We start from the raw sequence: 24366 nt of genomic DNA on the forward strand, positions 1-24366 counted from the left end.
TCTAGTGTTTAGGGAATATGTATGAGTAATTATTCCACTTTCGTTAATGATTGTTTTCGTTGTTAAATGTTGTTCGTGTCGAAACGTGTCCATCGCGATATACTAACGGAAAACATCTGAAAACGGAGGTATGAACAAAATGGAAGCATTTGAACAAAAGCTCTATTTGGAACTCCGGAAATCGCGTACTGAATTAATGATGCAATTATCAAATTCGAAAGGATCTCCCTTAGTAAAACCGCTTATTGAGGAAGAATTAAGAGACATCAATAGTGCCATTCAAAAATTGGAGAATGGTACATTTGGCAGATGCGAAATATCAGGTGAAATATTACCTTATGAACTACTTCAAATGGTTCCAACCTTAAAAACGGTGGAGGACTGTGGAAAGCTTGATCAGTATTTATGTAAACCACTTTTTTAATCTGAAGGGTTTACTGTAGTTTTTATAGAGAATGTGCTAAAATGCAAAGGGAATATTAAGAGAAGGTTTGGAGGTTTCCTTTGTGTTTTATTACATAATCGCATTAATTGTCATAATTCTTGACCAATGGACCAAATGGTTAGTTGTGAAAAGAATGGAGCTTGGAGAAAGCATAACCGTTATAGAAAATTGGTTTTATATTACCTCCCACCGTAATAGAGGGGCTGCTTGGGGTATTTTACAAGGACAAATGTGGTTTTTTTACTTAATAACTGTTATTGTAATTGTCGGGATTGTTTATTATCTTCAAAAAGCAGCGAAAGGTAAAAGGCTTCTTGGGGTGGCTCTCGGGTTAATGCTAGGAGGAGCGATTGGTAATTTCTACGACCGAGTAGTACATAAAGAAGTAGTGGATTTTATCCATACGTATATTTTTAACTATAATTTCCCTATCTTTAATATTGCTGATTCAGCCTTAGTTATTGGAGTAGGTTTATTAATGATACAAATGTGGCAAGAAGAGCGACAATCTAAGGAGATAGCAAATGGACAAAGTAATACAAACAATTAATGAAGAGCATAAAGGCGAAAGACTAGATAAGGTCCTTTCAAGTGTAAACAGTGAATGGTCGAGGTCTCAAGTACAGCTATGGATGCAAGACGGGAACGTAGTTGTTAACGGACAAAAAGTAAAAAGCAGTTATAAATGTTCGGTTGGGGATGTAATAGAAATAAGTATTCCTGATCCAGAGGAGCTTGATGTGATTCCTGAGCCTATGGACCTTGAGATCTTTTATGAGGATAGTGATGTATTAGTTGTAAACAAGCCAAAGGGAATGGTGGTACACCCAGCACCAGGTCATACAACGGGAACACTTGTGAATGGATTAATGGCTCACTGTAAAGATTTGTCAGGCATCAATGGTGTGCTTCGACCAGGTATCGTCCATCGAATCGATAAGGACACTTCGGGGTTACTGATGGTTGCTAAAAATGATTTGGCTCACGAAAGCCTTGTAAATCAGCTCGTTGCAAAGTCTGTAACACGTAAATACCGTGCCATAGTTCATGGAGTCATTCCTCATGATTATGGGACAATTGATGCCCCGCTGGCAAGGGACCCTAAAGATCGTCAAAGTATGACTGTAGTGGATAATGGAAAGCATGCGGTTACGCATTTTCAAGTGATGGAGCGCTTTAAAGATTTTACTCTTGTTGAATGTCAGTTAGAAACAGGACGTACCCATCAAATCAGAGTCCATATGAAGTATATTGGTTATCCGCTAGCTGGTGATCCAAAATATGGTCCAAGAAAAACGCTAGATATAGGCGGACAAGCTCTGCATGCGGGTGTGTTAGGTTTTAATCACCCTCGAACCAATGAATACGTAGAATTCGAAGCACCATTACCAGAGTACTTTGTAGAGCTTCTTGAGTCTTTAAGAAATAATCGTTGACAAAGTTCTACATCTGTTTTATGATTTCTATAGTTGAATAAGTCCTTTAAAGACGGTCCTGTGAGGCTGAGAAGGAAACGGAGCTTGTATGGCATAAGTATGCCTACAAATGGAATTCGTGTACCCTCTAAGCCCTGGCCTAGAGGGTCTTTTTATGAACAAATGAGGAGGGGAAGACCTTGTCACAAAAAGCAATTGTACTTGATGAACAAGCCATTAGAAGAGCATTGACAAGGGTTGCTCACGAAATTATTGAAAAAAATAAAGGTGTAGAACGAATTGTTCTCATTGGAATACGAACAAGAGGAATTTTTCTCGCTGAGCGTCTTGCTGCAAGAATAAAGGAAATTGAAGGCACAGAGGTTCCAGTAGGAGAATTAGATATCACTTTGTATCGGGACGATCTAACAAAGAAAACAAATGATCAGGAACCTTTAGTAAAGGGCTCAGATATCCCGCACGATATTACTAACAAAATTGTTATCCTAGTGGACGATGTATTATACACAGGAAGAACTGTACGCGCTGCGTTAGATGCACTAGTCGATATTGGAAGACCGGCTTCTGTACAGCTGGCAGTACTAGTAGACAGAGGACATAGAGAATTACCAATTCGAGCAGATTATGTTGGGAAAAACATCCCAACCTCTAGTTCGGAAAAGATTGTTGTTCAACTAGCAGAAGTTGACAAACATGATACAGTAAGTATACACGAAAAATAAATATAACCTTTTAAAAAAGCACAGAGAGGCTTTCAAGGGGAAATGTAGACTCGAGGGGTGAAATAGATACCTTGACCTGCAACTAGACCCTCTTGTGCAAAAGAGGGTTTTTATTTTAACTAACCAGAGGAGAGACACATACATGAATACCAAACCAATCCTAGATGTACACGAAACACCGAAACCAGTCCATTGGCTCACACTTAGCCTACAGCACTTATTCGCTATGTTTGGAGCTACCATATTAGTACCATTCTTAGTTGGACTTGATCCAGCAATTGCACTTATCTCCAGTGGTTTGGGAACGATCGCGTTCCTTATGATAACAAAATGGCAAGTGCCAGCTTATTTAGGATCATCATTCGCTTTCATTACACCAATTATTGCGGCAAAAGCAGCAGGTGGTCCAGCAGGAGCCATGATTGGAAGCTTCATTGCTGGTTTAGTGTATGGAATTGTTGCACTAATCATTAAAAAAGCAGGTTACCGTTGGATTATGAATCTCCTTCCTCCAATCGTAGTAGGACCAATCATTATTGTCATCGGGTTGGCTTTGGCAGGAACCGCAGTTAGTATGGCAATGAATAACCCGGCTGGAGAGTACAGTCTACTGCATTTCTCGGCTGCACTTGTAACTTTAGTAGCAACCATCATTTTCTCCATCTACGGAAAAGGAACATTGAGCATGATTCCAATTCTTGCAGGTATCATTATCGGATATGTGTACTCATTAGTAGTAGGAATCGTTGACTTTGCTCCAGTAGCAGCAGCAAAATGGTTCGAAATGCCAAACTTCTTTGTACCGTTCGTAGATTATGAAGTAAAAGTAACACTTGACTTAGTATTATTAATGGCTCCAGTAGCCATCGTAACTTTATCAGAACATATTGGTCACCAGCTTGTATTAGGGAAAGTGGTGGGGCGTGATTATATTAAAAACCCTGGCTTACACCGTTCGATTTTAGGAGATGGAACAGCAACGATGATCTCTGCACTAATCGGTGGACCTCCGAAGACAACATATGGAGAAAACATCGGAGTATTAGCCATTACAAGAGTATACAGCGTATATGTACTTCTTGGAGCAGCAGTCGTTGCAACCGTATTTGGATTCATCGGTAAAGTAACAGCACTAATAAGTTCAATCCCAACTCCAGTAATGGGTGGAGTTTCCATCCTACTATTCGGAATAATCGCATCATCAGGATTACGTATGCTAGTTGATAGCAAAATCGATTTCGGAGACAAGCGAAACCTTGTAATTTCATCAGTAATCTTAGTGGTAGGTATTGGAGGAGCAGTAATTAAAGTATCAGAAGGGTTTGAAATTCATGGGATGGCATTAGCAGCGATCTTAGGGATACTGATTAATTTAATCCTTCCTGGTAGACCAGAAGCTGCCGAAGATATGTTTGAAAGTGATAATGAAAATGAAGTAGCATAGTTTCACCTTTTAAAAAAGTCCAGAGAGGCTTGTAAGGGTGCATAGGAGAAGTGGAGATACCTTAATCTGGTGTGTTCTGCTTCTGCCTATCTGCATAGCACCCTGGCAAAGTAGTCAGGGTGCTATTTTTCTACATAAACCACAAAAGGAGTGTTTTGATCATGAATCTGCTTACTACTTCAGAGCTTTCCGTTACCGAGATATACGACATCCTTGCAGAGGCGAAAAAATTTTCTGAGGGAGCTGCGTGGCAGCCTAATCAATCTTCCTTTGTTGCAAACTTGTTTTTTGAACCGAGTACTAGAACAAAATGTAGTTTTGAAATTGCTGAAAGAAGACTGGGCTTAAACATTATTCCATTTGAAACACACTCATCAAGTATTACTAAAGGAGAAACACTTTATGATACGGTTCGAACTTTAGAATCCATAGGGGTGCAGGCAGTGGTCATTCGCCACACAGAAGATGAGTACTTCAAGCAGCTAGTTGGCAAAACAAACGTTAAAATAATTAACGCTGGAGATGGATGTGGTCATCATCCAACTCAATCGTTGCTCGACTTACTAACGATTTACGAAGAATATGGACATTTCCAAGGCCTTAAGATAGGAATTGTGGGAGACCTAATACACAGCCGTGTGGCAAGGTCAAATGCGATTGCCCTTCACCGATTAGGAGCAGAGATCGTATTCTCAGGACCAAAAGAATGGATTGACCAAGAGCTTTTACAATATGGAAGGTATGAAGATATTGATACGTTAACAGAAACTGTTGATGTGCTCATGCTCCTCCGTATCCAACACGAAAGACATCAAGTTGGTGGAGAAACAATTGATTATCACCAAGCTTTTGGATTAACAGTTGATAGAGAAAAACGAATGAAACAAGGAAGCATTATTATGCATCCAGCACCAGTAAATAGAGATGTAGAAATAGCTGATAGTCTAGTAGAATGCGAGCGTTCGAGAATCTTTAAGCAAATGGAAAATGGCGTTTACGTTCGTATGGCAGTATTAAAAAGAGCATTACAACAATCTGAAGGGGGAAAATACAATGACAATTCTCATCAAAAATGGTCAATGGCTTACTGATAAAGGACAAAAAGAGGCAGTCGATATTTTAATAAAAGATGAAAAGATTGCAGCGATTGGTCCGGATCTTCAAGCTGAGGATGCAGAGATCATAGATGCAACAGGATTGCTCGTATCTCCTGGGTTTGTTGACTTGCATGTTCATTTACGTGAACCAGGGGGAGAGAAGAAGGAAACGATTGCTACGGGTACACTAGCGGCAGCTCGTGGAGGATTTACAACGATTGCAGCTATGCCTAATACAAGGCCGGTTCCAGATTCAGTCGAAACTCTTCAAAATTTAAATAACCGAATTGCAGAAACAGGTGCTGTTCGAGTGCTACCATATGCTTCGATTACCATCCGAGAGTTAGGAAAGGAACTGACTGATTTTGCCGCATTAAAAGAAGAAGGAGCATTCGCCTTCACAGATGACGGAGTAGGGGTCCAATCAGCAGATATGATGTTACAAGCGATGCAGCTTGCGGCAAGTGTAGATATGCCAATCGTAGCACATTGCGAAGAAAACACGTTAATTCATAAAGGGTCTGTACACGAAGGGGAATTTTCAAAAAAACATGGGTTAAACGGAATTCCTTCTGTGTGTGAATCGGTTCATATTGCTAGAGACGTATTATTAGCAGAAGCAGCAAACTGTCATTACCATGTGTGCCATATTAGTACGAAAGAATCAGTTCGTGTGGTACGTGACGCTAAGCGTGCAGGGATTCGCGTAACTGCAGAAGTAACACCGCATCATCTACTATTATGTGATGAGGATATTCCAGGCTTAGATACAAACTATAAAATGAACCCTCCGCTAAGAGGAAAAGCTGATCGTGAGGCATTAATTGAAGGTCTCCTTGATGGAACGATTGATTTTATTGCCACAGACCATGCTCCTCATACGGCTGAAGAAAAAGCAGAGGGAATGGCTCTCGCACCATTTGGAATCGTTGGGTTAGAAACTGCATTCCCACTTTTATATACAAATCTTGTTGAAAAAGGAATTTTAACAGAAAAGCAGTTAGTAGATTTCTTAACAGTGAAGCCGGCTCAGGCATTTGACTTACCATATGGAAAGCTTGAGGTTGGAGCTGTCGCTGATCTAGTACTTGTAGATCTAACAGAAGAAGAAAGTATTGATCCAAATACTTTTTTATCAAAAGGAAGAAACACTCCATTTGGTGGATGGGAGTGTAAAGGATGGCCAGTAGTAACAATCGCAGCTGGGAAAATCGCATGGAAAAGAGGGTATGTAACAGTATGAAAAGGCAATTAATTCTAGAAAACGGTACAGTTTTTATCGGAAAAGCTTTTGGAAGTGACACAGAAAAAATGGGAGAAGTCGTGTTTAACACAGGAATGACTGGTTACCAAGAAATTCTCTCTGACCCATCTTACTGTGGACAAATCGTTACCTTTACGTATCCGCTTGTTGGAAATTACGGAATTAATCGTGATGATTTTGAATCAATTTCTCCGTCTGTTCATGGAATGGTTGTGAAGGAAGCGGCAGAGTTTGCATCGAACTGGAGAAATGAAAAAACATTAGATGAATTATTAAAAGAAAAGAATATTCCTGGAATTTCAGGTGTGGATACAAGAAAGCTTACAAGAATCATTCGACAATATGGGGCACTAAAGGGCGCTATCTGTTCAATCGATGCAAGTGTTGAGGAAGTGCTTGAAGGGCTAAAAGCACCTTTTAGAAACGATCAAGTAAAGCAAGTTTCCACAAAATCTGCTTATGCAAGCCCTGGTAGAGGAAGAAGAATCGTTCTTGTTGATTTTGGAATGAAGCATGGAATTTTACGCGAATTAAATAAGCGTGATTGTGACGTAATCGTTGTTCCTTATAACACAACAGCTGAAGAGATCAAACGATTGAAGCCAGACGGAGTGATGCTTTCGAATGGACCTGGAGACCCTAAGGATGTTCCAGAAGCAATTGAAATGATTCAACAAATCATTGGACATGTTCCACTGTTTGGAATTTGCTTAGGCCATCAGTTGTTTGCCTTAGCATGTGGAGCAAACACTGTTAAGTTGAAATTTGGACATAGAGGTTCGAATCATCCGGTAAAGGATTTGGCAACAGGAAAAGTAGCTCTTACATCACAAAATCACGGGTACACAGTTGAAGAAGAATCACTTCAAGGAACTTCTCTAGAAGTTACACATATCGCCTTAAATGACGGTACGGTTGAAGGATTAAAGCATAAAGAAGCAAAAGCATTTACAGTCCAGTATCATCCGGAAGCATCACCTGGACCAGAGGATGCAAATTATTTATTCGAACAGTTTTTACAGTTGATTGAGACAGAAAAAGAGGAAGGTGCAATCGAATGCCAAAGCGTACAGATATAAAAAGCATACTAGTTATCGGATCAGGTCCCATCGTCATTGGGCAAGCAGCAGAATTTGATTATGCAGGTACTCAAGCATGTATCGCATTAAAAGAAGAAGGGTACCGTGTTATCTTAGTTAACTCTAACCCAGCAACAATTATGACAGATACTACGATGGCAGATGCTGTGTATATTGAGCCACTAACTTTGGAGTTCGTTAGCACAATCATCCGAAAAGAACGTCCAGATGCACTTGTCCCAACACTTGGAGGACAAACAGGATTAAACCTAGCAGTAGAGTTAGCTAACTCTGGAGTTCTTGAAGAATGTAATGTAGAAATCTTAGGTACTAAGCTTTCAGCCATTGAGCAAGCGGAGGATCGTGATTTATTCCGTACATTAATGAATGACTTAGGCGAGCCAGTACCTGAAAGTGAAATTATTCATACCCTTGAAGAAGCATATGACTTCGTTGCACAAATTGGTTACCCAGTTATCGTTCGTCCAGCGTTTACACTCGGTGGAACGGGTGGAGGCATCTGTCATAACGAAGAGGAATTGGTTGAAACCGTAACAAGTGGGTTAAAAAATAGCCCAGTTACACAATGTTTATTAGAGAAGAGCATTGCTGGCTTTAAAGAAATTGAATACGAAGTGATGAGAGACGCGAATGACAATGCAATCGTTGTTTGTAATATGGAAAACATCGATCCAGTAGGTGTTCATACAGGAGATTCAATTGTTGTAGCACCGAGTCAAACGCTAAGTGATCGCGAGTATCAAATGCTTAGAAACACATCATTAAAAATTATCCGTGCCCTCGGAATTGAGGGTGGATGTAACGTACAGCTGGCATTAGATCCTGACAGCTATGATTATTACATCATTGAAGTAAATCCTCGTGTGAGTAGATCCTCTGCTCTTGCATCAAAAGCAACAGGATATCCGATTGCTAAGCTTGCTGCAAAAATCGCGGTTGGGTTAACGCTTGATGAAATGATGAACCCTGTAACAGGAAAAACCTATGCAAGTTTCGAACCTGCACTTGATTATATTGTTTCAAAAATTCCAAGATGGCCTTTTGATAAGTTCGAAAGTGCTAACCGTACACTAGGTACACAAATGAAGGCTACCGGTGAAGTAATGGCGATTGGTCGTACCTTTGAGGAATCTTTATTAAAAGCAATTCGTTCACTTGAAGCGAATGTGTTCCATTTCTCACTAAACGAAGCAGATGAAATTTCTGATGAGTTACTTGAGAAACGAATTCGTAAAGCTGGAGATGAGCGCCTATTCTATATCGGAGAAGCATTAAGACGTGGCGTTACGATCGAAACCATCCATGCATGGAGCAAAATTGATTTATTCTTCCTTGCGAAATTTGCTAAGATTGTTGATTTCGAAGCAAAGTTACAAGCTCTTCCATTTGACGAGGAAATCACGAGAGAAGCAAAGGAGCTAGGTTTTGCTGACAGTACTCTTGCGAAACTTTGGTCTACAAACGAGCGCGCTATATATGACTGGAGAGTAGAAAAAGGAATCGTTCCTGTATACAAAATGGTTGATACATGCGCTGCTGAGTTTGAGTCAGAAACTCCATATTACTACGGAACGTATGAAGATGAAAATGAATCGATTGTTACTGAACGTGAAAGTGTAATTGTGCTTGGTTCTGGGCCAATCCGAATCGGTCAAGGGATTGAATTTGATTACTCAACGGTTCATGCGGTTTGGGCCATTCAAGAGGCTGGATATGAAGCCATCATCATTAATAATAATCCTGAAACAGTATCAACTGACTTCAGTATCTCTGATAAGCTTTACTTTGAGCCTTTAACAATCGAAGATGTTATGCATGTTATTGATTTAGAAAAACCAGCTGGTGTGGTTGTCCAATTCGGTGGACAAACAGCGATTAACTTAGCTTCTAAGCTTGTTGAAAGAGGGGTTAAGATTCTAGGTACGAGCTTGGATGATCTCGATCGTGCAGAAAATCGCGACCGCTTTGAAGCTGCATTGCAAGAGCTAGGAATTCCTCAGCCGTTAGGAAAAACGGCAAGAACAGCCGCTGAAGCTGCAGTAATTGCTAACTCAATCGGATATCCGGTTTTGGTTCGTCCATCATATGTACTTGGTGGTAGAGCAATGCAAATCGTTTACCAAGAAGCTGAGTTATTGCAATACATGAAAGAAGCAGTAAAGATTAATCCAGAGCATCCGATATTAATTGACCGTTACCTAACTGGAAAAGAAATAGAAGTAGATGCGATTTGCGATGGTGAAACAGTAATTATTCCAGGGATTATGGAGCATATTGAAAGAGCAGGAGTTCACTCTGGAGACTCAATCGCTGTGTACCCGCCACAAAGCATATCACAAGCAGTTAAAGACAAGCTTGTTGATTACACCATTCGTATGGCAAAAGGTTTAGGAATCATTGGACTTTTCAACATTCAATACGTTGTTTCAAAAGAAGAAGTGTATGTGTTGGAAGTAAATCCTCGTTCAAGTCGTACGGTGCCATTCTTAAGTAAAATCACAAATATACCAATGGCAAATCTGGCGACAAAAGCGATTCTTGGATTATCGCTAAAGGAGCAGGGCTATAAGACAGGACTGGTTGAAGAAAAGCAAGGTGTATTTGTTAAAGTACCTGTGTTCTCATTTGCTAAGCTAAGACGAGTTGATATTACTTTAGGACCAGAAATGAAGTCCACTGGCGAGGTAATGGGGAAAGACCATACGCTTGAAAAAGCACTATATAAAGGCTTAGTTGCTTCAGGAATGAAAATCCAAGGATTTGGTTCGGTTCTTATGACGATTGCTGACAAAGATAAACAAGAAGCTTTAGGGATCGCAAAGCGCTTCTTCTCAATCGGATTCCAAGTAATGGCAACAGAAGGGACAGCAAAGTTCTTCCAAGAACAAGGAATTCCAGTGAAGGTTGTTGAGAAGATTGGTGGAGGCCATCCGGATATTGTTGATGTAATCCGTAACGGGCAAGCGCAATTTGTCATTAACACATTAACAAAAGGAAAGCAGCCAGAACGTGATGGATTTAGAATTCGTAGAGAATCAGTTGAAAACGGTGTTCCTTGCTTAACTTCATTAGATACAGCAGAGGCCATTTTACGAGTAATTGAATCAATGAATTTTTCAGCTGAGGCGATGGAAAAAAGTCCCGCAAACAGCAGGGAGGCAGTACTACTATGATTCGTAATGAGGAATGTATCGTACTTTCCAATCAAGAAATAGCTCACAATATATTTGAGCTCACCCTTAAGGGTGAGCTCGTCCAACAGATGAATGAACCAGGTCAATTTGTACATCTAAAAGTTAGTGATAGTGTAGATCCACTTTTGCGTAGACCAATTAGTATTGCAAAAATCGACCAAGCAAATGACATGTTTACGATGATTTTCCGGGCAGAAGGTACTGGAACAAAGCTGCTTGCACAGAAAAAAGTCGGAGATTTTGTAGACGTTCTAGGGCCATTAGGAAATGGATTTCCTGTAGAGGAAGCAAAGGCTGGATCAACCGCCCTTTTAGTAGGTGGTGGAATTGGTGTGCCTCCACTATATGAATTATCTCTAAGGCTAAAGATGCGAAATGTGAATGTCATTCATGTGTTAGGCTTTGCAACAAAGGATGCGGTATTTTACGAGGAGAAATTTGCTGAATTAGGTGATACGTATATCGTAACGGTTGATGGAACTCATGGGGAGAAAGGATTTGTAACGGATGTGATCTCCGCACAGAATCTTTCATTTGATACATTGTACACATGTGGTCCTACCCCGATGTTACGAGCATTAGAGGCCGCTTATCCAGAGAAAAAAGTATACCTTTCTCTTGAAGAGCGAATGGGCTGTGGAATTGGTGCTTGCTTTGCCTGCGTATGTAGAACACAGGAAGATCCTACAGGATATGCGTATAAAAAGGTTTGTACGGATGGGCCAGTGTTTAAAGGAGGGGAGGTTCTTATATGAGTCAATTAGCGGTGAACCTACCTGGTTTACAATTAAAAAACCCAATCATGCCTGCGTCAGGATGCTTTGGATTCGGTAGAGAGTATAGTCAGTTTTATGATTTAAGTACATTAGGTTCCATCATGATTAAAGCAACAACCGTAGAACCTCGGTTTGGGAATCCAACTCCACGGGTAGCAGAGACAACTGCTGGGATGTTAAATGCGATTGGTTTACAAAATCCTGGCCTTAAAAAGGTGATTGATGAGGAGTTAGCTTGGTTAGACCAATTTGATGTTCCGATCATCGCAAATGTAGCTGGCTCACTTGAAGAGGACTATATTGAAGTTGCACGTGAAATTTCAAAGGTAAGTAATGTTCATGCTCTTGAACTGAATATCTCTTGCCCAAATGTAAAAACAGGTGGTATTGCTTTTGGAACGATTCCTGAAGTGGCAAAGGAATTAACGAAAAAGGTGAAAGAGGTATCAAGTGTACCTGTTTATGTCAAGCTTTCACCGAATGTATCGAATATCGTTGAGATGGCAAAGGCTGTTGAGGCAGGCGGTGCGGACGGTTTAACCATGATAAATACTTTAATTGGCATGAGGCTTGATTTGAAGACAGGTAAGCCTGTGCTCGCTAATAATACAGGTGGACTTTCAGGCCCAGCGATTAAACCGGTTGCGATTCGAATGATTTATGAGGTAAGTCAGCACGTAAATATTCCTATTATCGGGATGGGTGGCGTTCAATCGGCAGAAGATGTGATTGAATTTTTTTATGCCGGAGCGAGCGCAGTGGCAGTTGGTACAGCTAATTTTGTGGATCCGCTTGTATGTCCGAAAATCATTGAACAACTTCCATCGTTATTAAATGAACTTGGATTTGATCATATTTCAGAATGTACGGGAAGGAGCTGGAAAAAGAATGAAAAATTCGCTAATCATCGCGCTTGATTTTCCAGATAAAAATGATGTGTACGGTTTTTTAAAGAAATTTACTAACGAGCAACTATTCGTTAAAGTTGGCATGGAGCTTTTCTATAAAGAAGGACCTGCTATGGTTAAAGAACTAAAGGAAATGGGTCATGATATTTTCTTAGATTTAAAATTGCACGATATTCCAAATACAGTAGGTCGTGCGATGAGAAATCTAGCTAGCCTAGGCTGTGACTTAGTGAATGTTCATGCGGCAGGCGGAAAAGAAATGATGATGGCAGCTTTAGAAGGACTTGAGGCTGGAACGGCTTCAGGTGCGAAAAGACCAAGCCTCATCGCAGTAACACAGTTAACAAGTACATCAGAAGAACAAATGAAGGGTGAACAATTAATTTCAGTGAGCCTCGAACAATCCGTTCTTCATTATGCAAAGGTAACGAAGGATGCAGGACTTGATGGTGTGGTTTGCTCTTCAAATGAAGTGAAGCTCATCCGCGAACAATTAGGTGAACACTTCTTAACGGTTACACCGGGAATTCGGATGAGTTCGGAGTCAGTTGGTGACCAAAAGAGAGTAGCCACTCCTGAGTTTGCTAGGAACGCAGGTGTTTCTATGATTGTTGTAGGTCGCTCCATTACAAGAGCCGAAGATCCGGTACTAGCTTATCAGCTTTACAAAAACGCTTGGGAGGGAAAAGTATATGAAACAAAAAATAGCTAACACACTTTTAGAAATCGGAGCAGTCTCGTTACAACCGAACGATCCTTTTACTTGGACATCAGGAATTAAATCACCTATTTATTGTGATAACAGACTTACTTTATCTTTTCCTGAAGCAAGAAGAGAGATTGCAGCTGGACTCAAGGCACTTATACTTAAGCACTTCCCTGACACAGAAATGGTAGCTGGAACAGCAACTGCTGGAATTCCTCATGCAGCATGGGTAAGTGAATTACTTGATTTACCGATGAGCTATGTCCGTTCATCAGCTAAAGGGCATGGCAAAGGAAATCAGATTGAAGGTCGTGTCGTTGCAGGACAAAAAGTAGTAGTAGTGGAAGACTTAATCTCAACAGGCGGAAGCGTAATTACAGCAGTTGATGCATTAAGAGAAGCGGGTTGTGAAGTATTAGGAGTCGTTTCTATCTTTACGTATGAACTGGAAAAAGGGAAAAAGCTATTAGAGGAAGCAAACATTAAGACATATTCACTTACGGATTTCTCAACATTAGTAGATGTAGCATTAGCGGCTGGAAAAATCGAAGAAGATGCAGTAGCTAGTCTTCGTAGCTGGAGCCAAGACCCAACAGCTTGGAAACCGGTGGTAAAAGCATAATAAAATGAAGAAAAAAGAGTGTCCACCCCAGACGGACAAAAGTAGCAAATCTGTCCATTTGGGGTGTCTGACACCCTTTTTTATTTTTTCAACTGGATAATAAGGTTTTCGTCAGGTGTGACATATACCGTTTGTTGGTTGTCATATATGACGAAGCCTGGTTTTGCTCCATTTGGTTTTTTTACATGTCTAACTTGTGTGAAGTCAACGGGAACCGAGCTTGAGTTTCGTGCTTTACTAAAGTAGGAAGCGATATTGGCTGCTTCTAAAATGGTACTATCACTTGGAGTTTTGCTTCGAATGACAACATGTGACCCAGGAATATCCTTAGTATGAAGCCATATATCGTCACGACTAGCTACTTTGTTTGTTAAATAATCGTTTTGCTTATTGTTTTTTCCTACGAGGATGTCTGTTCCGTCGGAGGATACATATTGATCAAGCACTGGCTTTGCTACAATTTGCTTTTTTGATTTATTTTTGTGTCGGTCACGAATATATCCTTCTTCAATTAACTCTTGACGGATTTCCTCAATATCTTTGATAGAGGCGGTCTCCATTTGCTGAATTAATGTCTCAAAATACAGCACTTCCTCGTTTGCTTTTTCAATTTGTTCTTGAACAATTCTACGTGCTGTTTTTGCTTTTTGATACTTTGTAAAGTATCGCTGCGCATTGTCTGATGGTGACTTCTGTGGATCGAGTGGAATGGTAACCATTCCAGCATTCTCATCATAATAATTAATAACCTCGACGGATGTCATTCCTTTTTCAACGGCATAGAGATTGGCGGTTAATAACTCCCCAAATAATTGAAACTCCTCTGCATTTTGTGCATCTACCAATGTTTTATGAAGCTTATCGATTTTCTTCTTGTTTTTATCACGTTCATTTATAATCAATCGTTCCAGATCATTTCCTTGCTGCTTCACACGGTCTCTTTCGGCTTTCCCAAAATAAAAACGGTCGAGCATATCGCTCATATTAGAAAACGACTGAACTTCACCTGATGTATGAGTCATCGGGAAAAGGTAAAACATTTCTTTTCCGTGAGCACTCATAATTGATGGCTCATATTGATGGGTTTGAATTTTTTCCATGCGATTAATAAAAGCTTTGGGTAAGGTATTCCGGTTAACAATGCCTGCTTCATAGACGATTTCTCTTGCTAATAAAGGAGATAAACCAGCAAATTGTTCAACCAGCTGCTTATCCATTTTTCCTGCATTAAAGTCAACTCTCTTTAACACATCCTCATCTGTTGCCTCAAGAGGATTATATTTGTTTTGAGCAGGAGGAAGTTTGTACTCCTGACCAGGTAGAATGGCACGATGGCTGTTAAGAGCATATGAGACGTGCTTGATGCTGTCTAAAATCATGTTTCGTGTTTTATCAATTAAGATAATATTGCTATGGCGTCCCATAATTTCAATAACGAGTTGTTTGCTCGACAGATCACCGAGTTCGTTTCTTCCCTTCACATCCAAAACAATCATTCTTTCAAGTCCAACCTGATGAATATCCTCTAATATGTATCCTTCTAAATGCTTTCTTAATAACATGCAAAACATTGGAGGCTCATTTGGATTTTCATAAGACTCTTTGGTAATTTGTGCCCTCGCGTAACTAGGATGGACAGAAAGCAAAAGCTTATGGTTCTTTCCGCCCGCTCGAATAACCAGCACGATTTCATTTTTGAATGGCTGATGAATTTTATTAATACGTCCACCACGTAAAGCCTCAGAAAGCTCCTTCGTGATAGCACGCGTAAACAGTCCGTCAAATGACATAAGAAACATCCTTTTCTATAAGTTGCATTTCAAAAAAAAGCGTCGCTTCCACTTTTGTAATAATTATATCATTTTTTTGGACGAGGCTGAATAAGCTTAGTTTAGAGTGAGTTGGGACAACTCTGTAGACTAGTGGCAGTTTTCGCATTGCTTGTTGTTTTTACGTACTAAGTGAGTTCCACGAATCTAATTACGTTTCGTGCTCTTTTCCTCAGAATGGAGTCTAAACATCCTGATTCAGTATGTAGAGGGATAGAAAAAACGTTAATTCCGGTTTTTTCTTGTTCCTATAGCAAACAAGTGAACGAAAAGAGCCTAATCAAAAGGAGGAAGGGATTGCCGGATGAAATTCCATGGAATGGAAAAAAAGGAAGTCGAAAAAGCCTTAAATACTGATTACATGGTCGGATTATCTGAGGCTGATGCAGTAAATCGAATAAAACAACATGGATTCAACGAGCTAGAAGAAGGAGAAAAGCAGTCTGCTTTAATCTTATTCTTTAGTCAATTCAAAGACTTCATGGTTCTTGTTTTATTAGCAGCGACGTTAATTTCGGGACTGTTGGGTGAGTATATAGATGCGATTGCTATCATCGCGATTGTCATTATCAACGGATTTTTAGGTTTTTTCCAAGAGCGTAAAGCTGAACGTTCTCTTCAGGCACTAAAGGAGTTATCAGCACCACAAGTATACGTCTTAAGAGACGGGAACTGGATTAAAATTGCTTCAAGAGAAGTCGTACCAGGAGACATTTTACGATTTACAAGTGGCGACCGAATCGGGGCAGATGTGAGATTAATAGAAACCAATAGTTTAGAAATTGAGGAGTCAGCATTAACGGGAGAATCGTTACCTGTACAAAAAACAGATAACAAATTGCAAGAAGAAAACCTTGGTCTTGGTGATATGCAAAACATGGCCTTTATGGGGACGATGATCACGAGGGGAAGCGGTGTGGGAGTTGTCGTTGGAACCGGAATGAAAACAGCGATGGGACAAATTGCTGACCTACTGCAAAATGCGGAAACAATGGAAACACCTCTCCAGAGAAGATTAGAGCAATTAGGAAAAATTTTAATTACAGCAGCCCTTCTTTTAACTGTATTAGTTGTGATTGCAGGGGTATTTGGCGGGCACGATTTATATACAATGTTTTTAGCTGGGGTATCTCTAGCAGTAGCAGCGATTCCTGAGGGGCTACCTGCAATTGTAACAGTTGCTTTATCCCTTGGAGTTCAACGAATGATAAAGCAAAAAGCCATTGTTCGTAAGCTTCCCGCTGTTGAAACATTAGGTTGTGCTTCTGTTATTTGCTCTGATAAAACCGGAACGATGACACAGAATAAAATGACCGTTACCCATTTATGGAGCGGGGGAGAGGTTTCCCAAGTTGGTGGAGTTGGATATGAGCCAAGAGGCGAATTCTATCGGGGAGATCATAAGGTTTCCATAAAAGAAGAGAAAGCACTTCAGCAAATGTTAATGTTTGGTATGCTCTGTAACCATGCAGAAATCACTCAAAAGGGCAGTGAGTATGTTATTGATGGAGACCCTACAGAAGGCGCACTTCTCGTATCTGCACTAAAAGCAGGATTTACAAGAGACCAACTTCACAAGCAATATGAGTTAGTAAAAGAATTTCCGTTTGATTCAGCCCGGAAAATGATGAGTGTTGTTGTGAAGGATACGAACGGAAGACAATTTATTGTCACAAAGGGTGCCCCAGACGTGTTAATTTCAAAAAGTGAATCAATCCTCTGGGAAAATCGTCGACAGTTTATGTCTCGTGACATGGAGGAAAAGGTAAAGGATGCCATTGAAGGGTTAGCATCTCAAGCATTACGAACGATAGCGATTGCTTACCGAGAGGTATCACCTGGAACGCTCATCCTTGATGAAAGAGAAGCAGAGAAGGATCTCACTTTTATCGGGTTACAAGGGATGATTGATCCACCTCGTCCAGAAGTGAAGCATGCAGTAAAAGAATGTAAAGAAGCAGGCATTAAGACCGTCATGATCACCGGAGATCATATCATTACAGCGAAGGCAATTGCCAAACAGCTAGGTATTTTAACACCAAAAAGTAAGGTGCTAGATGGTCATGCACTAAATGAGATGTCCGTAGAAGAACTAGAAGAAGTTGTGGATGATGTTTCAGTATTCGCACGTGTTTCTCCAGAACATAAGTTAAAGATTGTAAAAGCATTACAAAGTAGAGGTCATATCGTCGCGATGACTGGTGATGGGGTCAATGATGCGCCGGCTATTAAGGCAGCAGACATTGGTGTTGCAATGGGAATTACCGGTACAGATGTAGCGAAAGAAGCATCTGCATTAGTTCTTCTCGATGATAATTTTGCAACGATTAAAGCAGCGATTAAGGAAGGAAGGAATATTTACGAGAACATTCGTAAATTCATTCGTTATCTGCTTGCTTCCAATGTTGGTGAAATATTAGTGATGCTGTTTGCCATGTTGCTTGCACTCCCACTGCCTCTAGTGCCGATTCAAATTCTTTGGGTCAACCTAGTAACGGATGGATTACCAGCAATGGCGCTAGGTCTTGATCAGCCAGAGGAAAATGTGATGAAGCGTGGTCCGCGGAGTCCTAAAGAAGGAGTTTTTGCAAGAGGGTTAGGCTGGAAGGTTATCTCACGAGGTTTTTTAATTGGAATTTCTACTTTGCTTGCGTTCATCATTTCGTATAATGAAAATCCCGATGATTTAATCCATGCTCAAACAGTTGCTTTTGCTACTCTTGTTTTAGCACAACTGATTCATGTTTTCGATTGCCGCAGTGAAAAATCAGTTTTCTCAAGAAATCCATTTGGAAACATGTATCTTGTATGGGCGGTTATTTCCTCATTAGCTTTAATGCTAGTAGTTATGTACTATCCGCCACTACAACCAATCTTCCATACCGTTCCACTTGCTCTTCGCGATTGGTTATTAGTCATTGGTTTTGCGTCCATCCCAACTTTTTTACTAGCAGGTTCATTTTTGGCAAGTAAAAATAAATAAAGTATGTTATAATCCAAAAGGTGATAGAGAAAGCTCTATTACCTTTTTCTATACTCAGGAAAGTTATGGGGTGTTGGGTTTGGTAAAAAGCATGACAGGCTTTGGTAGGAGCATCCGTAGCAACGAACATATCAAGGTAACTGTTGAGGTTAAAACGGTGAATCACCGATTTGCCGAATATCACTTCCGAATACCTAGAAGTATTTCTAACTTCGAGGATAAGCTTAAAAAGACGCTAAATGAATACATAAAAAGAGGAAGAATTGAGGTCTTCATTATCATAGAAGGTGAAGGACTTACAGATCGAAAACTCTTAGTCGATTGGAGTCTCTTAGAAGACTATCTTCAGTACATAAAGGAAATTCAAAAACGTTTTCAAATTAATGAAGATGTTTCATTAAAGGATATACTTAATCGTGACGAGATATTTAGTATTGAAGAGCAAGAATCTGGCACTGAGAGTATTGAAGAGCTTGTGTTAGATGCAAGCTTAGAGGCTGTTCAAAATTGTGTGAATATGCGTGAAGTGGAAGGGAAGGCATTGCAACAGGATATCCGCTCACATATTGAAAAGATACAATCGACTGTCCAAGCGCTTAGACAATATGCTCCTACAGTTGTTCTACAATATGCGAATCGATTAAAAAAGAGAATTCAAGAATATGTAGATATGCAGTTGGATGAAGCGAGAATCGTGACTGAAATTGCTATTTTTGCAGATAAAGCAGATATCAATGAAGAGCTCACAAGACTCGATAGTCATGTTGTTCAATTTAATACCTTCCTAAATGATCAGGAGCCTGTTGGAAGAAAGCTTGATTTCCTTGTACAAGAGATGAATAGGGAAACAAATACAATTGGATCAAAGGCAAATGATGCAAAAATCGCTGCCGAAGTGGTGGAGTTAAAAAGCTTGATTGAAAAGATTAAGGAGCAGATTCAAAATATTGAATAGCTCTTGGTTTAGAAAAGCTTTAGGAAGGTAAAAATAATTCTTATGATTGGAGGACAATCATGTCAATTAAACTAATAAATATCGGTTTTGGAAACATCGTTTCTGCGAATCGAATTATTTCTATCGTTAGTCCCGAATCAGCTCCGATAAAAAGAATTATTCAAGATGCTAGGGATCGTGGTTCGTTAATAGATGCTACATATGGAAGAAGAACTCGTGCAGTAATTGTAATGGATAGTGACCATGTTATTCTTTCTGCGGTACAGCCAGAAACGGTTGCGGCCCGTTTAAATGATAAAGATGATATTATTGATGAAGGGTAGGAAAAGATTCATGCAAGAAAAAGGGTTATTAATTGTATTATCTGGACCCTCTGGAGTAGGAAAAGGTACGGTAAGGAAAGAGGTATTTTCACAGCCTGATACCGCCTTTGAATACTCTATTTCAATGACTACCCGTGCTCCAAGAGAAGGGGAAGTTGATGGAGTTGATTACTTCTTTAAGTCTAGAGAAGAATTTGAACAACTTATAAAAGAGGAAAAGCTACTTGAGTATGCCGAATTTGTGGGCAATTACTACGGTACACCCGTTGATTACGTAAGACAAACATTAGATAGTGGAAAAGACGTATTCTTGGAAATTGAAGTACAAGGTGCGAGACAGGTTAGAAAGAAGTTTCCGGATGGACTTTTTATTTTCCTCGTTCCGCCAAGTTTATCTGAGTTGAAAAACCGGATTGTCACACGTGGTACGGAAACTGAGGATGTAATCAACAATCGAATGAATGCAGCACGAGAAGAATTAGAAATGATGCATTTGTATGATTATGTTGTGGAAAACGACCAAGTCGACAGAGCTGTTGAGAGAATTAAAGCAATCGTCGTAGCCGAGCATTTACGTCGTGAACGAGTAGAACCTAGATATAGAAGAATTTTGGAGGTAGATTAATCCATGTTATATCCATCAATTGATTCATTAATGACAAAAATTGACTCAAAGTATTCCCTAGTTTCGGTTGCTGCAAAAAGAGCACGAAAGCTACAACAAGGAGAAAACCTGCACTTAGATAAGTATGTTTCTCATAAGCAGGTTGGAAAAGCTTTAGAAGAAATTCATGCCGATAAGCTTACTTACCGTATCGTAAAAGACGAATCAGCTGAATAAAAACGGGGAACAACCTAAATTTTAGGTTGTTTTTTGTTTTAAAGATGCAAATGAGGTTAGGTTCTTGCATAATGGAAGAAAGATGTTTATCGAACGGAGGTTTTTTCTGTGAGAGGAAAGAAGATTTTACTAGGTGTTACTGGGGGAATTGCGGTTTTTAAAGCGGCAGCTTTAACAAGCAAACTCACCCAAGCTGGGCTTGAAGTAAAGGTCATTCTAAGTGATTCGGCTTCAAAATTTGTGACACCCTTAACCTTTCAGGCACTTTCAAGAAACGATGTACATATAGACACGTTTGATGAAAAGAATTCAAAAGTGATTGCCCATATTGATTTGGCTGATTGGGCAGATTTAATTGTTGTTGCTCCGGCAACAGCGAATCTCATTGGTAAGCTAGCGAATGGAATTGCTGATAATATGATTACTACGACCTTACTGGCTGCTACATCTCCTGTATGGATCGCCCCTGCAATGAACGTTCATATGTATGACCATCCTGCAGTGAGAAAGAATTTAGAAACAATACGAAGCTACGGATATGGTTTTATCGAGCCTGGTGAGGGTTATTTAGCATGCGGCTATGTGGGGAAAGGCAGAATGGAAGAGCCTGAGACGATTGTAGAAAAAATTGCTGAATTTTTCCAACCTATGAATACCCCTTTAAAGAGAAAAAAGGTAGTTGTAACAGCTGGTCCAACTCGAGAAAAAATAGATCCTGTCCGATATATTACGAATTATTCGTCCGGAAAAATGGGGTATGCCATTGCAGAACAAGCTAGGAATCTTGGAGCGGAGGTTACTCTCATAACAGGCCCTGTTTCCATAAAGCCACCACTGGGAGTTAAGGTTATCCATGTGGAAAGTGCGCAGGATATGCTTGATGCGACCATCGCCCAATATGAATCTAGTGATTTAGTTGTAAAAACGGCTGCGGTTGCTGATTATAAGCCAAAAACCGTATCTGATCGTAAAATTAAAAAGCAGGAAGGCAATGAAAGTATCACATTAGAAAGAACCAAGGACATTTTATTTGAGCTTGGAAAAATCAAAAAGCACCAAGTCTTAGTTGGTTTCGCTGCTGAGACGGATCATGTAGAAGAGTATGCATTGAGAAAGCTTGAGAAAAAAAATGCTGATATGATCGTGGCCAACAATGTTTCAGAAGAAGGATCTGGATTTGGGACAGATACAAATAAAATAACGATTTACAAGCGAGATGGTCATTCTATCTCGTTACCATTAATGACAAAGCAAGAAGCGGCAAAAACCCTCCTTTTAGAGGCTTTAAAGCTCCTACCAAAAGAGGAAGCTGAATGATTGCGAGTGTGATTGTAGATGTTCCAGCTAAGCAAACCGACAGACCGTTTGATTATCGCATTCCTGAGCATTTAGAAGGGGTTATTACCCTTGGGATGAGGGTGGTTGTTCCGTTTGGACCTCGGAAAATTCAAGGGTTTGTCATTTCTATTCAGCTTAGCTCAGAGTTCGAAAAGCTTAGAGATATTATTGCTCCAATGGATATTGTTCCGGTATTAAATGAAGAACTTTTACAGCTTGGGGATTGGTTGTCTGAAGAAACTCTTTGTTATCGAATTTCTGCTTATCAGGTGATGCTACCGGCGGCACTAAAAGCGAAATACGAAAAAAAAATCCGCCTGACGACCGATTTGAATCTGTTGCCACAGACCCTACAAAAAGTATTCGAGAAAAGTCATACTGTACCGTTTGAAACGATTGAAAAGGGTGTATGGAAGGTATTACAAAAAGAAATAGCTAGTGGTCATGTTGAATTTATATATGAAGTAAAGGAACGGGTAAATAAGAAAAAGCGCAAGTATGTTATGCCACATGTGAATGGAGACAAGCTATCTGATTCACTCAAGCTATTATCCATTCAGGCAACGAAGCAAAGGGAAATTATAGAGTATTTCCTAGCGAACCCAGATCCAGTTCCTCTACAACATTTAATGAACTTACAAAACACCTCTTCATCTGCTATAAAGGGTCTCGTTAATAAAGGGATATTAAGGGAAGAAGAAGTAGAAGTGTACCGAGATCCTTACGAAAATCGTGTGTTTGAACGGACACAAGCTTTACCATTAACCCCTGAGCAGACGATAGCTATTACCCCCGTTTTACAAACCATTGAAGAAGATCTTCATCGAGTGTTTTTACTTTACGGGGTAACAGGTAGTGGAAAAACGGAAGTCTATTTACAATCGATTCAACGAGTGTTAGAAAAAGGAAAGGAAGCGATCGTTCTCGTCCCTGAAATCGCCTTAACTCCACAAATGGTGAAACGATTTAAAGGGAGATTCGGAGATGAAGTGGCTGTCATGCACAGCGGACTTTCAACAGGGGAAAAATACGATGAGTGGCGCAAGATTCAAAGAAAAGAAGTAAAAGTGGTTGTAGGTGCAAGGTCTGCCATTTTTGCTCCCTTTGAAAATCTCGGAATTATTATCATTGATGAAGAGCATGAAACCAGTTATAAGCAAGAAGAAAATCCTAGATACCATGCAAGAGACGTTGCGATTCAACGTGCCAAAAAGTATGGCTGTCCGGTTGTACTCGGAAGTGCAACTCCAGCACTTGAATCATTTGCTCGCGCAAAAAAAGGTGTGTATGAGCTTTTATCATTGCCGAGCCGGATGAATAGTGGTCCAATGCCTCATGTTGAAGTCGTGGATATGAGAGAAGAGCTTCGCGAAGGAAATCGCTCCATGTTTTCGAGGGTATTAATGGAAAAACTGAAAGATAGACTCGAAAAGCAGGAGCAAACAGTATTGTTTCTAAACAAACGAGGACATTCCTCCTTTGTCATGTGTAGAGATTGCGGGTATGTTGTTAACTGTCCAGATTGCGATATTTCGTTAACTTATCATCGATTTAGCGAGAGAATGAAGTGTCATTATTGTGGCTATGAATCCTTTGTTCCAACCCAATGTCCAGAATGCCAATCAGAGTATATTCGTTATTTTGGGACAGGTACTCAGAAGATTGAAGAAGAACTTGGCAAAGTGTTACCAGAGGCAAGAGTGATCCGAATGGATGTGGATACGACTTCCAAAAAAGGGGCGCATGAAAAGCTGTTAACTGATTTTGGTGAAGGAAAAGCAGATATTCTGTTAGGAACTCAAATGATTGCAAAAGGATTAGATTTTCCAAAGATAACACTAGTTGGAGTTCTTTCAGCTGATACGATGCTGCATATCCCTGATTTCCGTTCATCTGAGAAAACCTTTCAGCTGCTTACACAGGTAAGTGGAAGAGCCGGAAGACATGAGCTAACAGGGGAAGTAATTGTACAAACCTATACTCCTGAACATTACAGTATTCAGTTTGCAGCCCAACAGGATTATGATTTGTATTATGAAAGGGAAATGCAAATTAGAAAGCTTCATCATTATCCCCCTTTCTATTATATTTCACTGATCACGGTTAGCCATGAGAATTTGATGAAGGTGGTGTCGGTGACCGAGAAGATTACCGGATACATTCGGAATAGTCTTTCTCCAGAAGCGATTGTTCTAGGGCCTGTTGCCTCACCAATTCCTCGAATCAAAAATAGATATAGATACCAATGTTTGATAAAATACAAACGTGAGCCACAGTTAGGTCGTGCTATTAAAACTGTACTTGATCAATATCAGCATGAATCTGCAACAACCGGGTTAACCATATCTACAGACGTGAATCCTTATATTCTCATGTAGTTGGT

General features: G+C 40.0%; 21 protein-coding genes. 20 read left to right on the top strand and 1 reads right to left on the bottom strand.

Translation table 11 applies throughout. The features are described 5' to 3' along the window. Positions 1–139: 139 nt before the first annotated feature. From ACQ5H4_RS04785 to pyrE, 13 genes are all read left to right on the top strand, one after another. Positions 140–424: a hypothetical protein gene (locus ACQ5H4_RS04785; RefSeq protein ID WP_430773849.1), complete on the top strand. Its 285-nt coding sequence runs from the start codon at positions 140–142 to the stop codon at positions 422–424. 82 nt (positions 425–506) lie between these two features. After that, complete coding sequence (gene lspA / locus ACQ5H4_RS04790) at positions 507–995, top strand: signal peptidase II (RefSeq protein WP_430773850.1); 489 nt, start codon at positions 507–509, stop codon at positions 993–995. Further along, positions 970–1881, top strand: a complete 912-nt coding sequence (locus tag ACQ5H4_RS04795) for an RluA family pseudouridine synthase (protein ID WP_430773851.1) — start codon at positions 970–972, stop codon at positions 1879–1881. Before lspA ends, ACQ5H4_RS04795 begins: the two co-directional genes overlap by 26 nt. Positions 1882–2060: 179 nt before the next feature. Further along, a complete protein-coding gene (pyrR, locus tag ACQ5H4_RS04800) occupies positions 2061–2603 on the top strand; it encodes a bifunctional pyr operon transcriptional regulator/uracil phosphoribosyltransferase PyrR (protein WP_119707477.1) in 543 nt (180 codons plus the stop codon). Between the two features lie 142 nt (positions 2604–2745). Then, complete coding sequence (locus ACQ5H4_RS04805; RefSeq protein ID WP_430773852.1) at positions 2746–4047, top strand: solute carrier family 23 protein; 1302 nt, start codon at positions 2746–2748, stop codon at positions 4045–4047. Positions 4048–4205: 158 nt separating this feature from the next. Next, complete coding sequence (locus ACQ5H4_RS04810; RefSeq protein ID WP_430774053.1) at positions 4206–5138, top strand: aspartate carbamoyltransferase catalytic subunit; 933 nt, start codon at positions 4206–4208, stop codon at positions 5136–5138. Beyond that, positions 5101–6387 carry a dihydroorotase gene (gene pyrC / locus ACQ5H4_RS04815; protein ID WP_430773853.1) on the top strand — a complete coding sequence of 429 codons (1287 nt, stop codon included), beginning with the start codon at positions 5101–5103 and terminating at the stop codon, positions 6385–6387. Before ACQ5H4_RS04810 ends, pyrC begins: the two co-directional genes overlap by 38 nt. Further along, a complete protein-coding gene (locus ACQ5H4_RS04820) occupies positions 6384–7487 on the top strand; it encodes a carbamoyl phosphate synthase small subunit (RefSeq protein ID WP_430773854.1) in 1104 nt (367 codons plus the stop codon). Before pyrC ends, ACQ5H4_RS04820 begins: the two co-directional genes overlap by 4 nt. After that, positions 7466–10681: a carbamoyl-phosphate synthase large subunit gene (gene carB / locus ACQ5H4_RS04825; protein ID WP_430773855.1), complete on the top strand. Its 3216-nt coding sequence runs from the start codon at positions 7466–7468 to the stop codon at positions 10679–10681. The genes ACQ5H4_RS04820 and carB overlap by 22 nt, the downstream gene beginning before the upstream one ends. Further along, positions 10678–11457, top strand: coding sequence for a dihydroorotate dehydrogenase electron transfer subunit (locus tag ACQ5H4_RS04830; protein ID WP_430773856.1), 780 nt, complete (start codon positions 10678–10680; stop codon positions 11455–11457). The genes carB and ACQ5H4_RS04830 overlap by 4 nt, the downstream gene beginning before the upstream one ends. Next, positions 11454–12395: a dihydroorotate dehydrogenase gene (locus tag ACQ5H4_RS04835; RefSeq protein WP_430773857.1), complete on the top strand. Its 942-nt coding sequence runs from the start codon at positions 11454–11456 to the stop codon at positions 12393–12395. The genes ACQ5H4_RS04830 and ACQ5H4_RS04835 overlap by 4 nt, the downstream gene beginning before the upstream one ends. Continuing rightward, a complete protein-coding gene (pyrF, locus tag ACQ5H4_RS04840) occupies positions 12367–13098 on the top strand; it encodes an orotidine-5'-phosphate decarboxylase (RefSeq protein WP_430773858.1) in 732 nt (243 codons plus the stop codon). The genes ACQ5H4_RS04835 and pyrF overlap by 29 nt, the downstream gene beginning before the upstream one ends. Continuing rightward, positions 13079–13714, top strand: coding sequence for an orotate phosphoribosyltransferase (pyrE, locus tag ACQ5H4_RS04845; protein ID WP_430773859.1), 636 nt, complete (start codon positions 13079–13081; stop codon positions 13712–13714). Before pyrF ends, pyrE begins: the two co-directional genes overlap by 20 nt. An 80-nt stretch (positions 13715–13794) precedes the next feature. On the opposite strand, the gene ACQ5H4_RS04850 is transcribed toward pyrE, so the two are convergent. Then, positions 13795–15504 (bottom strand): Rqc2 family fibronectin-binding protein, encoded by a 1710-nt coding sequence (locus ACQ5H4_RS04850; protein WP_430773860.1) that lies wholly within the window; start codon positions 15502–15504, stop codon positions 13795–13797. Between the two features lie 343 nt (positions 15505–15847). On the opposite strand from ACQ5H4_RS04850, the gene ACQ5H4_RS04855 reads away from it, so the two are divergent. The 7 genes from ACQ5H4_RS04855 to priA all read left to right on the top strand — a co-directional run bounded on the left by ACQ5H4_RS04855 (position 15848) and on the right by priA (position 24361). Further along, a complete protein-coding gene (locus ACQ5H4_RS04855) occupies positions 15848–18526 on the top strand; it encodes a calcium-translocating P-type ATPase, SERCA-type (protein ID WP_430773861.1) in 2679 nt (892 codons plus the stop codon). Between the two features lie 79 nt (positions 18527–18605). Then, complete coding sequence (locus ACQ5H4_RS04860; RefSeq protein WP_430773862.1) at positions 18606–19481, top strand: YicC/YloC family endoribonuclease; 876 nt, start codon at positions 18606–18608, stop codon at positions 19479–19481. A gap of 59 nt (positions 19482–19540) precedes the next feature. After that, on the top strand, positions 19541–19804 hold the full coding sequence (gene remA, locus ACQ5H4_RS04865; RefSeq protein WP_066053091.1) for an extracellular matrix/biofilm regulator RemA: 264 nt from the start codon (positions 19541–19543) through the stop codon (positions 19802–19804). Positions 19805–19814: 10 nt separating this feature from the next. Next, the gene (gene gmk, locus ACQ5H4_RS04870; RefSeq protein WP_430773863.1) at positions 19815–20429 is read left to right on the top strand and encodes a guanylate kinase; all 615 of its coding nucleotides are present in this window, start codon (positions 19815–19817) and stop codon (positions 20427–20429) included. Positions 20430–20432: 3 nt separating this feature from the next. After that, a complete protein-coding gene (rpoZ, locus tag ACQ5H4_RS04875) occupies positions 20433–20645 on the top strand; it encodes a DNA-directed RNA polymerase subunit omega (RefSeq protein ID WP_119707491.1) in 213 nt (70 codons plus the stop codon). 108 nt (positions 20646–20753) lie between these two features. Next, positions 20754–21962, top strand: coding sequence for a bifunctional phosphopantothenoylcysteine decarboxylase/phosphopantothenate--cysteine ligase CoaBC (gene coaBC, locus ACQ5H4_RS04880; RefSeq protein ID WP_430773864.1), 1209 nt, complete (start codon positions 20754–20756; stop codon positions 21960–21962). Further along, positions 21959–24361 (top strand): primosomal protein N', encoded by a 2403-nt coding sequence (gene priA / locus ACQ5H4_RS04885; RefSeq protein WP_430773865.1) that lies wholly within the window; start codon positions 21959–21961, stop codon positions 24359–24361. The genes coaBC and priA overlap by 4 nt, the downstream gene beginning before the upstream one ends. The last annotated feature ends 5 nt before the right edge of the window (positions 24362–24366 follow it).

The organism is Bacillus coreaensis, from assembly GCF_050586445.1.
Taxonomy (GTDB): domain Bacteria; phylum Bacillota; class Bacilli; order Bacillales; family Cytobacillaceae; genus Robertmurraya_A; species Robertmurraya_A coreaensis.